This window comes from Mesorhizobium sp. M8A.F.Ca.ET.202.01.1.1 (assembly GCF_004791595.1).
GTDB lineage: Bacteria > Pseudomonadota > Alphaproteobacteria > Rhizobiales > Rhizobiaceae > Mesorhizobium.
Map to the genome: position 1 here is coordinate 20,445 of NZ_SRUN01000028.1, position 11,043 is coordinate 31,487.

Below are 11,043 nucleotides of genomic sequence, written 5' to 3' on the forward strand. Positions count from 1 at the left end.
GCCGCCAAGTGCGCAACTGCTTGATTGTCAGCCCAGCCATGGACGGAGCCTCTCCGACCGGCCTGACCATCGCGCGGGACCGCCAGCCGCCGGCAGAACGACTTGGTCGATTGTCTGGCAATGAAGCGAGGGCTTTGGGCGTGATTGCAGAAACGATTGGATGCGTGAGCGTATTGGAAGACGCCGCTGCCGAGACAATAAGCGAAACAGTCGCGACAAAGTGCCAAGGGCGAAAAGGCAATGGACTAATGTCGGCCGCGACGGCGGTTTTCGGTGGACTGGCATCCTCCCAAGTGCCCGCCCTCGGGACGGCAGTGATGGTGGCGATCGCGGCCACCGGCTTTGTCGCCTTCACGCCGGGCGCAGCACGCGCGGGAGTCATCTGCTCGGATTTCAATGGTGTGGACGGTGGAGCAGCCTATGCCGGAGGCTCGACCCGCTCCACCGCATGCGGATATTTCGCCAACAGCAATGGCGATTTCTCGACAGCTATGGGCGATAGCGCGGGCGCCATTGCGGACAACAGCGTGGCGCTCGGCTACCTCGCTAACGCGGGCGGTTACTATGACCCCTATGGCAGCCCCACTATCAACTATGAGAATTCGAACACGACAGCCATCGGCGCCGGGGCTCAGGCCGGGGCCCGAGGGGCGGGCGGGTCAAATGCCACCGCCATTGGCGCTTCGGCTAAAGCGCGCGCTTTGAACTCCACCGCGCTGGGCGCGGGTGCGACCGCCCTCCAAGACAACTCCATGGCGATCGGAGCGGGCGTTACGGCGACGCGCGAAAAATGAGGTCATGCTTGGCACGGGCAGCAACACCTACACGCTGGCCGGGATCACTTCGCAGGCGAGCACGGCCGCGCAGGCCGGCCCGACCTATCTGGTGACGACAGACGCCGGCGGCAATCTGGCGGCGTCGACATTCGATGTGGCCACGCTTACGAATTTGCCTGCACAGGTCGCCCAGAACGGCATCGCCATCGCCGATCTGAACAGCACGGTGAGCAGCCACACGACGCAGATCACCGCCAACACCACCGAGCTCGCCGACCACGAAACGCGCATCGCCAACAACACCTCACAGATCAGCACTAACACCCAAGAACTCGCCAATCATGAGACGCGTATCACCAACAACACCAACGAGATCGCGGATCTCGACACCAGGGTGACCACCAACACCAGCAACATCACCCAACTCGACGGCCGCGTCGGCGCTCTCGAGGCCGGCCTCCAGGGCCTGGATGACCAGATCAGCGAAAACCGCACGGAAGCCCGTGCCGGCACCGCGCTGGCTCTGGCCACGGCGGGGCTGCGCTATGACGACAGGCCGGGAAAATTGTCGCTGGCCGGCGGCTTCGGCAACTTCAAGGGCCAGTCGGGCCTGGCGCTCGGTCTCGGCTACAATCCCAGTCTGGATTTCCGGCTCAACGCCGCCTTGTCGGCGACCACCAATCGCGGCGATGTCGGCGTCAGCCTCGGGGCTTCGTGGACGCTGAACTGATCACGAGTGCGAGGGGGCCGCTGGCGGCCGCGTTCCCACAGACGCGGTCGCCAGTATCGCCCGCCGCCGGCTCGATTGCGACCGCGGAGTCCACATGAAGCGCCTCCACTGTTCGGCGACAGGGCCGGTGACCCGGGCCGCCCTGGCAGCCTTGCTGGCGGCCAGCTTGATGGCGGCATCCCCGGGCGTTGCGTGGGCGCAGACGAAAAAGACCGAGAAGGGCGACAAGGTCCGTGTGGCCCATGCCGCCGGGATCGATCGCAACGGCGTGCTGATCCTGATCCGCGGCACGCTTCTGGCGCTCGACCAGGCCAACAAGACCGGCAACTACACGGTGCTGCGCGATCTCGGTTCACCGAATTTCCAGGCCAACAGCGCCGCCCAACTCGGCGACATCTTTGCCAACCAGCGCAAGCAGGCTCTGAATTTCGGCGCGGTCGCGGTGCTGGAACCGCAACTGACCCTGCTGCCGCAGATCGAGCCGAACGGCATGTTGCACATGGCGGGCTTTTTCCCTTCGGTCCCGATGCAGGTCAATTTCGAGCTCCTGTTCGAGCCGGTGAACCGGCAGTGGAACATCTATGGCGTGTCGGTCAACCTCACCTCGGGAGCACCGCAGGCGCCCGATACGCCCGCCGCGGGACAGCCGAAACCAGACGAGGCCGGCCCACCGCCGGACGCGCCTTCGATGGAGGTGCAGCCGAAGAAGCCGATGAAACCCTGACATCCGTCGCGCATCGCGCCGGCGCCAGGGCGGTTCCCAAGGGAAAGCGCTCACACTTTCCGTGGAATTGCCCTATGGCAGCAATCCCACGCGCAGGGCGCTTGCCAGCAAGGACAGCGCGAAGACGAACAGACCCGAACTGAAGCCGAGATTGACGTAGCGCAGGCCGCGCGCGCTCAGCCGCTTTCGCAGATGGTTGGTGGCCAGCGTCAGCGTTGTCCACCAGCTTGCCGAACCGATCAGCACGCCGGCCGATACAAGCGCCAGGGTTTGCCAGGACGGCAAGCCCGCCCCCAGGATCCCGGGCGTGAGCGTGAGGAAACCAAGCAGTGTCATCGGGTTGCCCAACGTCCAGATCAGCCCCGTCAGATAGGCCCGGCCCGACGGCATACGGCGCTGCAGGGACGTGTCCAGCGACGGTGTCAGCCGCGCCGCCGTTGCCGCCATGTAGAGCAAGAACATGCCGGCGCAGAGCTGCAGCCATACGTGCCATCCCATCAGCATGTGCGCCACCGCCCCGAGCCCGGCGGCGGCAATAGAGGCATAGACCGAATGTGTGGTCGCCGCGCCATAGCCGGTCGCCAGACCGGGTACGATGCCGCCGGCGATCGTGCGCTGCACGCATAAGAGCCCGGTGGGACCGATGGGCGCGGCGACCGCGAACCCCAGCAAGGCGCCCCGCATCATGTTGAGGAGAAGTTCCGGCGTGCCCGACATGCTGACAGATCTTCCTTTGACCGCACGTCGTCGGGGGAGCCCGGCCAGGCAACAGCCTGGGCCAGATGCCAGCCGTGGCCGGCCACGGTCACCCGTTTTCGTGAGCTGCTTCGACATTCTTCCGGTAGGACGGCCGTTGGCGGGGCTGACAAGCCAGTCGTCTTGAATCTCTCCAAGTATTAGCGAAATGTAATGTTCCGTCTCGCGCTATAGAGACGGCGTTCTGTCCCGTGAGTTGAAGACCTGACCGATGTGCCGGCGCATTCACTGGCGGTGGAGAAAATCTAGAATTCTCCTGATGCGCGTCACATGCTTTTGAATTCAGTCCAACCTTAAGCCGGCGCACCCAATCACGAAATGGTCGTCGCGGCGTCCACCATTTGGATTAGGCTTGACACCCAGCTTCTATTTTTTTCTACTGACTTGGTCGCGAAGTCGAACGAGGATTGATCCCGTTGAAGCGATATCGGCGCAGCAGCACGCCATGTCCGATCGGGGCCGCCAGCCCATGTTGGTCAGCATGACTGCCCGATCCTATCCGGCGGAGCGCATTTCAGAACTCATCGGCACCATCTACGATTGCGCCCTCGATCCTGGCCGATGGCCATCGGTCGTCGACAACATTCGATTGGGAGCTGGAGTTCTGCTACGCGGTTCTCGGGTGTATCCGCTTCCGGGCGGCGAAGTTACGCTCGGCGTCGCGACAGGCATCGATTCGGTGAGGCTCGGCGAGGTTCCCGCCCATGGCCAGGACCTGGTCGACCTCTGGGGTGGCGACATCAGGGTCAAACAATATCCGCTCGAGGAGCCGTGGCTCAAGGCCACGCGCTATGATGTCGTCTGTCTTCAAGAACTCAAAACCTCGGATGAGAAGTTCGGTTGAGGCGATCGGCGGCGCTGCTTGCGGCGAACTGGCCAGCGGCATTGAGCGAGGCGCTGCGTGAATGTGTGATTTGAGCCGTGAACGACATGGAAAGGGACAGACCTCACCCACGCAAAATCTTGAAGGCACGATATGAACTTTGACATTAGGGCTAGAGTGTCGCTTCTGATCAACGCTAACCCGCAGGTTGTCTTCGACGCATGGGTTGACCCACCTGCGATGGAGCAATGGCTTTTCAAATCGCCGACTAACATCCTGAGGGCAGTGACCAATCCGCAACCGGGCGGGACATACTCGATCATCGAGCACGACGGGGACAGCGTCATTACGCATGACGGCATATACTCGGTGGTCGACCGCCCTGCCCGCTTAGCATTCAGCTTGGTAGTTCCCCAGCACTTCGAGGGGACGGCGTTCATCGAGATCCTGATTGCGTCCGAGGGTACGCAGTCACGCCTTGATTTCCTGGCCGCCGGAGACGGGCCTGAAGACGCGCAGAACCTTTGGAACCGGATGCTCGCAAATCTCGCCGAGCTGTTGAACCGAAAGTGAGTGGCCAAGAACAGCCACCGCCATTTCTTGGGCTATTAGCAAGTCAACTTTCCGGGGCGGAGCCGAAAGCAGGCGTCCGTTTTCGGCATGGCTGTTAGGCCGACATTGAGGTTACGCATGCCGCCGACAGCACAGCCAGCCCTCGTCTTTGTGGCTAAAACGACATAGAGCGATCGCATAAAGGGTCGAGGCATAGCGGCGCGTGACCGCCGTGCAACATGATGGGCGTCGAGGGCCGTGGCATCGCCCCTGTGAGAGCAGGATTCCCGAATTAGCTGGCTTGGCGCAATTCCGTACCTCGAATGGGGATGGAATTGACAAACCATTTCGCGCCAGCGGGCATAAGTATAGTAATCTTATCGATATAGAGAATTGGAGGCGACGATGACGGGCCATGTCGAGCGTATCGCGATTGCCGGCGTCACCGAATCCCGGCGGCCGGCCGGTGCGCGTCTGAATCCCGTTTCTGTGTCGCTGGCGTCACAAGGCGGGCCTAAAATCGCCGCAACGGTTTGAAATTCAAGCAAGATCAACCGCAATTGGCTTGTATATCATGTCACTAGAATTTATGTGTCATGGATGGTTCGGCGCGGCGGGGAGGCACGCCGGGCGTTTCGCAACGGATGGCTGCGCGCCGTCTCATGATAGAGAAACGTTCGCTTCATGCTCACCAAAAAAGGCAAGTACGGCCTCAAGGCGCTCGTCCATCTCGCGCGGATGCCGGCCGGGCAACTCGCTTTCGTTGGCGATATCGCGACCGGCAACAACATCCCGAAGAAGTTTCTCGACGCCATACTGGGCGAGCTGCGCAATGCCGGCTTCGTCCAGAGCCGCAAGGGCAAGGATGGCGGCTACCGCCTGGCGCGACCCGCCGACGAAATCAAGGTCGGCCACGTCGTGCGCGTGCTGGACGGTCCACTGGCCCCGATCCCCTGCGCCAGCCGAACACAATATCAGCGCTGTGAAGACTGCAACGAGGCGACATGCCAAGTCCGACATCTGATGCTGGAAGTCCGGCAGGCGATCGCCGAGGTGCTCGACCAGCGCAGCCTCGCCGAGATGCGCGACATTGCCGACGACCTCCCGGTCGCGCGGGACGACCTGCCGGTGAAGGTCCTGGCCTGAAGCCGGCGCTTCGTACGGGGCTCGCTCGCGCATGACCGGGCGAACCAACTCGATCAATTCCATCATCATCGTCGGCGGCGGCGCCAGCGGTGTTGTGCTGGCCGCGCATCTGCTCAAATCGCCCAATCCGGACCTGCGCGTGACGCTGATCGAAAAGCGCCCGCATTTCGGCCAGGGCATTGCCTATTCGACACTGCTGTCGGCGCATGTGCTCAATGTCGGCGCGGCCGGCATGAGTGCCTATGCCGACGATCCCGGCAATTTCTGGCGCTGGCTGCTGGAGCGCGGGCTGGCGACACCGGAGCAGGCGCCGGTCTACGCGCCGCGCAGCCTCTATGCCCGCTATCTCAAGGAATTGCTCGACGATCTGGAAACGCGCGAGCGCGAGACCGGACGGCTGCGCCTGATCCGCGAGGAGAGCCTGTCGATCTCGCCCACCGCGTCCGGGGTCGAGGTGGCACTCGCCAACGGCACCAGCGTGGTCGCCCATCTTGCCGTGCTCGCCACCGGCCATGACGAACAGCCCGCGCAGGGCCATGCGATCCGGATGGGATCGGAGGCCGACACCGCGCTCGATCCCGACAGCCGGATCGTGGTGCTGGGGACGGGCTTGAGCATGGTCGACGCCTTCCTTTCCCTGGAGCAGCGCGGCCATCGCGGCGACATCATCGCGGTGTCGCGGCGCGGCCTGCTGCCCTCGCCGCACCGCAAGGGCAATCCGATCAAGCTCGACGTCGCCGACATCCCGCTCGGCACCCAGCTTTCCTATTTCGTCGGCTGGTTCCGCGACCTCATCCGCGAGAACCAGAAGGGAGGCGTCGACTGGCGCGACGTCGTCGACGGCCTGCGCCCCTTCAACCAGAAGATCTGGCAGAACTGGCCCGCCTCGGCCAAGCGCCGCTTTGTCGAACACACCAAGGCCTGGTGGGACATCCATCGCCACCGCATGGCACCCGAGGTCTACGCCAGGGTGACGGAGGCGGTGCAGTCGGGACGCATCCGGCCGGTCGCCGGGCGCGTCGTCGGCGTCACGCCGGGCGACGGCTTCGCGGTGGAGGTCCAATCGCGCCACACCCAGCGCCTCGAAACATTCGACGCCGCCCGCATCTATGATTGCTCCGGCATCGTGCGCGACATCTCGACCTCGTCGAACAGCGTGGTGCGGTCGCTGGTCGACCGCGGTCTGGCGCGGCCCGATCCGCTGCGCATCGGCCTCGACGTCTCGGCCGATTGCGAGATCATCGCCGTCGACGGCACCGTCTCGCGAAAAATCCTCGCCGTCGGGCCGCTGACGCGCGGCACCTTCTTCGAGATCGACGCCATTCCCGATATCCGCGTCCAGTGCGCCAGGCTGAGCAAGCGGTTGCTGGGATAGAGCAATTCCGGCGGCGATCGTATTTTTGGCGACCCGTCTTCGGCTCACCCGAAAGCGGCTTCCGTGATCGCACCATAGTCGGCTGGGTGCAGTCTGGTATTTATTCGGGGCGGCCCTATGTCAGCCGAACAACTTCCGTTCTTAACTATAAGACGGCAGGACTAAAGTCTTGCGTGCTGGTAGGCCTTGGTCTGAGGGGCCTTCAAACGTTCCGTACTTGTCCATTGGACGTTCCGTACTTTAGTCAACTGAGATATACGTGACTTGACGCAGACCCGTTGCAAAGGGGGCGTGATACCAGCGCTTTCGGCGTTGCTGATTTCCTCGGACACCCGGTTTCGAGCCGGGCCTTCCTTTTTAGCCCCCAACGGCCAATTTCGACCGAATTTCCCTGACGGCGTTTGCGATGGCGTCAGCGGTCGTGAGGTCGAGAGCCATCCAAAAATGCCTTCCGTTGTCCGGATCGAAAGGATGCCTGGAAGGCCCTTCTCATCCTTGCACCCGGGTTGCGATTTGACGCTGGCCTAGGCTGCCAAGGGGGAAAAGAATGGCCGGTGCGGGGATGCTTGGGTTGAAAGCAGGTCGCACCGGCCATTGCGGGTTAGGCTTCGATTTGGGATCGTCCCCCGCATGACCAAGCTATATGTATATTAGCTATAGCTCAACTGAGACTGAAGTCCCTCCCGCAGTCAGCCGGAGGGATAGCGTTCAGCCGCCCAATGCCTCACACACGGCGCGCGCGGTCTCGGCGCCGGAAAAGTTCTGCTGGGCGGTGATCAGGTTGCCGGCGCGCACCGCACATCGCCATGTGCACGTTCGGCTAGCATGATGAAATCGGCGGCTTTAACGAACGAGATGGTTCGTTGGACGGATGAGACGGTGCCGCAGCTTGGGGCCGAGGTCGGCGCCCTACGGCGCCCGCCTCTGGCCTGCCGGCCATCCCCCTCAAGTGGGAGATTGGCTGTGGCATCGTCTTCGCCAATCGTCGACTTTGTAAAATGGTGCGGCCCGCGAAGCTGTTGATCTCCCCCCTTGAGGGGGAGATGCCCGGCAGGGCAGAGGGGGGCGCTGTCCCGCCGGCGTCCCGGTCCGGCAGCGTATCGCCTCGCCCTGACGGGCGGCTGGAATTTCATTCCCCGTCTGGCCACCGGATTGGCACGATCTATCTTCTTTCCAACTGCGATCGGCTGGAAAAGACGCTAGGTTGATCCATGGAGGCTCCGACATGAGCGAGCACAGAAAAGCCACGGCCGACAGTGCCGCCTCGGACGGCGTGACATCCCGCCTGCGCCCGCCCTATGCGTCGGTGCTCGATCTGATCGGGCAAACGCCGATCGTCGAGCTGACCAAGTTCGATACTGGAAAATGCCGGCTGTTCATCAAGCTCGAAAGCCAGAACCCAGGTGGCTCGATCAAGGACCGCATCGCGCTGTCGATGATCGCGGCGGCCGAGAAGGATGGCAGGCTGAAGCCGGGCGGCACCATCGTCGAGGCGACCGCCGGCAATACCGGCCTTGGCCTCGCCCAGGTCGGCATCCCCAAGGGCTATCGCATCATCCTGGTGGTTCCCGACAAGATGTCGCGTGAAAAAATCCAGCACCTGCGCGCGCTCGGCGCCGAGGTGCGCATGACGCGCTCCGATGTCGGCAAGGGTCATGCCGAATACTACCAGGACATGGCGGAGAAGATCGCCGCCGAACTGCCCGGCGCCTTCTACGCCAACCAGTTCGCCAACCCGGCCAACCCGCTGGCGCATGAGACGACCACCGGCCCGGAAATTTTCTGGCAGCTCAACAGTGATGTCGACGCGGTGGTGGTCGGCGTCGGCTCGGGCGGCACGCTGACCGGGCTTGGCCGCTTCTTCGCTGGCGTGTCGCCGAAGACGGAGATGGTGCTGGCCGATCCGGTCGGCTCGGTGCTGGCGCCGCTGATCAAGACCGGCAAGATGGAAGAGGCGGGGAGCTGGACGGTCGAAGGCATCGGCGAGGATTTCGTGCCGCCCAATGCCGATTTGTCGCTGGTCAAGAAAGCCTATTCCATCACGGACAAGCAGAGCATGCTGGCGGTGCGCGATCTGCTGTCGCGGGAAGGCATACTGGCCGGCTCTTCCTCCGGCACGCTGCTGTCGGCGGCCCTGCGCTATTGCCGCGAACAGACGGTGCCCAAGCGCGTCGTCACCTTCGTCTGCGACAGCGGCAACAAATATCTGTCCAAAGTGTTCGACGATTTCTGGCTGGCCGAGCAGGGGCTGGCCGAGCACGAACAGCATGGCGATCTGCGTGACCTCGTCATGCGCACCCACCGCACCGGCGACACGGTGTTCGTCGGCCCGGACGAAAGCCTGCTCAACGCCTATGGCCGCATGCGCCGCTCCGATGTCTCGCAGCTGCCGGTGCTCGACAATGGCAAGCTGGTCGGCATCGTCGACGAAAGCGACATCCTGGCCCATGTCGACGGTCCCTATGACGGGCGCTGGGAGCGCTTCAACGGCCCGGTGCGCACGGCGATGACCTCCAACCTGCACACGCTGCAGGCCAGCCAGACGCTGGACGCGCTGCTGCCGGTGTTCGACCGCAACGAGGTCGCCATCATCTTCGACGGCGACGAATTCGTCGGCCTGATTACCCGCATCGACCTGATCAACCATCTGAGGCGCGCACGATGACCACATCCGGAAAGAACCGCCTGGCGTTTTCGACGCGCACCATCCATGGCGGCCAGAGCCACGACCCGCTGACCGGCGCGGTGATGGTGCCGATCTACGCCACCTCGACCTATGGCCAGCAGTCGCCCGGCGTGCACAAGGGTTTCGAATATGCCCGCAGCCAGAACCCGACGCGCTTCGCCTTCGAGCGCGCGGTGGCTGACCTGGAAAGCGGCTCGGCCGCCTTCGCGTTCGCTTCCGGCCTGGCGTCGATCGCCACGGTGCTGGAACTGCTCGATTCCGGCGCGCATATCGTCGCCACCGACGACATCTATGGCGGCTCGTTCCGGCTGATGGAGCGGGTGCGCAAGCGCTCGGCCAACCTACAGGTCTCTTTCGTCGATTTCACCAATCTGGCCGCGGTTGAAGCCGCGATCCGGCCGGAGACAAAAATGCTGTGGGTCGAGACGCCGACCAATCCGCTGCTGCGCATCGTCGACCTCGAGGGCGTCGCGGCACTGGCGAGGCGCAAGGGGATCCTGTCGGTCGCCGACAACACCTTCTGCAGCCCCTATATCCAGCGGCCGCTGGAACTCGGCATCGACATCGTCGTCCACTCGACGACCAAATATCTCAACGGCCATTCCGACATGGTCGGCGGCGTGGCTGTCGTCGGCGACAACAAGGATCTCGCCGACCGGCTGAAATTCCTGCAGAACGCCATCGGCGCCATTTCGGGCCCGTTCGACAGTTTCCTGGCGCTGCGCGGCTTGAAAACCCTGGCGCTCAGGATGGAGCGCCATTCCGCCAACGGCCTGAAGATCGCGCAATGGCTGGAAGCACGAAAAGATGTGCGCCGCGTCATCTATCCCGGCCTCGCCAGCCATCCCCAGCACGCGATCGCCGTCCAGCAGATGCATGCCTTCGGCGGCATGATCACGGCCGTGCTCGACCGCGACCTCGCCGGCACCAAACGCTTCCTTGAACGCACGCAGCTGTTCACGCTTGCCGAAAGCCTCGGCGGCGTGGAGAGCCTGATCGAACACCCGGCGCTGATGACGCATGGCTCCATTCCCGCCGAGAAGCGGGATGAGATCGGCATATCGGATTCGCTGGTACGGTTGTCGGCTGGGATAGAGGATGGCGATGATCTGATCGCCGATCTGGATCAGGCGCTGGGGGGCTGACACGAGCGCTCTGGGCGGCTTATGCCGATACCTGTCGGGTGTCGGCGCCGCCCCTCACCTGCCTGCCGGCATCCTCTCCCCGTATAGTGACGGGGAGAGGGCGCTTTCCTCGGCGGTTTCGCCAATCGGCGACGTTGCAGGATTTGGCACCGAGGTCACGGCTGCTTCTTTCTCCCCGTCTCTATACGGGGAGAAATGCCCGGTGTCCGAACCGGATAGATAGGTAACAGAATGGACCGATAGCATGGGTGACAGTTTTCTTGTCCGCCGGGAGGACCGGCGATGGTTTGGCGAGAAACTGGGATCATGGACGAGCGGCTACGGTTTGTT

Annotated in this window: 11 protein-coding genes; 10 read left to right on the plus strand and 1 reads right to left on the minus strand. The window is 63.3% G+C overall.

Annotation, left to right across the window (positions count from 1 at the left end):
• Positions 1-317: 317 nt before the first annotated feature.
• The 3 genes from EN845_RS36425 (at position 318) to EN845_RS32645 (ending at position 2,230) form a co-directional block, all read left to right on the plus strand.
• Positions 318-794, plus strand: a complete 477-nt coding sequence (locus tag EN845_RS36425) for a hypothetical protein (RefSeq protein ID WP_245511869.1) — start codon at positions 318-320, stop codon at positions 792-794.
• Positions 795-798: 4 nt separating this feature from the next.
• Positions 799-1,506 carry a YadA-like family protein gene (locus EN845_RS36430; RefSeq protein WP_245511870.1) on the plus strand — a complete coding sequence of 236 codons (708 nt, stop codon included), beginning with the start codon at positions 799-801 and terminating at the stop codon, positions 1,504-1,506.
• Positions 1,507-1,600: 94 nt separating this feature from the next.
• A complete protein-coding gene (locus EN845_RS32645; RefSeq protein WP_127873546.1) occupies positions 1,601-2,230 on the plus strand; it encodes a hypothetical protein in 630 nt (209 codons plus the stop codon).
• Positions 2,231-2,302: 72 nt separating this feature from the next.
• Here EN845_RS32645 and EN845_RS32650 read toward each other — a convergent pair whose 3' ends face one another.
• Complete coding sequence (locus EN845_RS32650; RefSeq protein WP_167531557.1) at positions 2,303-2,947, minus strand: LysE family transporter; 645 nt, start codon at positions 2,945-2,947, stop codon at positions 2,303-2,305.
• 484 nt (positions 2,948-3,431) lie between these two features.
• On the opposite strand from EN845_RS32650, the gene EN845_RS36435 reads away from it, so the two are divergent.
• The 7 genes from EN845_RS36435 to EN845_RS32690 all read left to right on the plus strand — a co-directional run bounded on the left by EN845_RS36435 (position 3,432) and on the right by EN845_RS32690 (position 10,713).
• The gene (locus EN845_RS36435; protein WP_245511871.1) at positions 3,432-3,830 is read left to right on the plus strand and encodes a hypothetical protein; all 399 of its coding nucleotides are present in this window, start codon (positions 3,432-3,434) and stop codon (positions 3,828-3,830) included.
• A gap of 156 nt (positions 3,831-3,986) precedes the next feature.
• The gene (locus EN845_RS32660) at positions 3,987-4,382 is read left to right on the plus strand and encodes an SRPBCC domain-containing protein (protein WP_167531558.1); all 396 of its coding nucleotides are present in this window, start codon (positions 3,987-3,989) and stop codon (positions 4,380-4,382) included.
• Positions 4,383-4,766: 384 nt separating this feature from the next.
• The gene (locus EN845_RS36700) at positions 4,767-4,898 is read left to right on the plus strand and encodes a hypothetical protein (protein ID WP_272483033.1); all 132 of its coding nucleotides are present in this window, start codon (positions 4,767-4,769) and stop codon (positions 4,896-4,898) included.
• Between the two features lie 147 nt (positions 4,899-5,045).
• Positions 5,046-5,507 carry an Rrf2 family transcriptional regulator gene (locus EN845_RS32665; RefSeq protein ID WP_127278361.1) on the plus strand — a complete coding sequence of 154 codons (462 nt, stop codon included), beginning with the start codon at positions 5,046-5,048 and terminating at the stop codon, positions 5,505-5,507.
• Positions 5,508-5,538: 31 nt separating this feature from the next.
• The gene (locus EN845_RS32670) at positions 5,539-6,882 is read left to right on the plus strand and encodes an FAD/NAD(P)-binding protein (RefSeq protein WP_127873544.1); all 1,344 of its coding nucleotides are present in this window, start codon (positions 5,539-5,541) and stop codon (positions 6,880-6,882) included.
• A gap of 1,225 nt (positions 6,883-8,107) precedes the next feature.
• Positions 8,108-9,547, plus strand: coding sequence for a pyridoxal-phosphate dependent enzyme (locus EN845_RS32685; protein ID WP_127278359.1), 1,440 nt, complete (start codon positions 8,108-8,110; stop codon positions 9,545-9,547).
• Complete coding sequence (locus tag EN845_RS32690) at positions 9,544-10,713, plus strand: PLP-dependent aspartate aminotransferase family protein (protein ID WP_127873543.1); 1,170 nt, start codon at positions 9,544-9,546, stop codon at positions 10,711-10,713. The genes EN845_RS32685 and EN845_RS32690 overlap by 4 nt, the downstream gene beginning before the upstream one ends.
• Positions 10,714-11,043: the final 330 nt, after the last annotated feature.

Coding starts and splice junctions, on each gene's coding strand:
- EN845_RS32650 (WP_167531557.1), bottom strand. CDS start 2,947: ATGTCGGGCACGCCGGAACTTCTCCTCAACATGATGCGGGGCGCCTTG.
- EN845_RS32670 (WP_127873544.1), top strand. CDS start 5,539: ATGACCGGGCGAACCAACTCGATCAATTCCATCATCATCGTCGGCGGC.
- EN845_RS32690 (WP_127873543.1), top strand. CDS start 9,544: ATGACCACATCCGGAAAGAACCGCCTGGCGTTTTCGACGCGCACCATC.
- EN845_RS36425 (WP_245511869.1), top strand. CDS start 318: ATGGTGGCGATCGCGGCCACCGGCTTTGTCGCCTTCACGCCGGGCGCA.
- EN845_RS32645 (WP_127873546.1), top strand. CDS start 1,601: ATGAAGCGCCTCCACTGTTCGGCGACAGGGCCGGTGACCCGGGCCGCC.
- EN845_RS36700 (WP_272483033.1), top strand. CDS start 4,767: ATGACGGGCCATGTCGAGCGTATCGCGATTGCCGGCGTCACCGAATCC.
- EN845_RS36430 (WP_245511870.1), top strand. CDS start 799: ATGCTTGGCACGGGCAGCAACACCTACACGCTGGCCGGGATCACTTCG.
- EN845_RS32665 (WP_127278361.1), top strand. CDS start 5,046: ATGCTCACCAAAAAAGGCAAGTACGGCCTCAAGGCGCTCGTCCATCTC.
- EN845_RS32685 (WP_127278359.1), top strand. CDS start 8,108: ATGAGCGAGCACAGAAAAGCCACGGCCGACAGTGCCGCCTCGGACGGC.
- EN845_RS36435 (WP_245511871.1), top strand. CDS start 3,432: ATGTCCGATCGGGGCCGCCAGCCCATGTTGGTCAGCATGACTGCCCGA.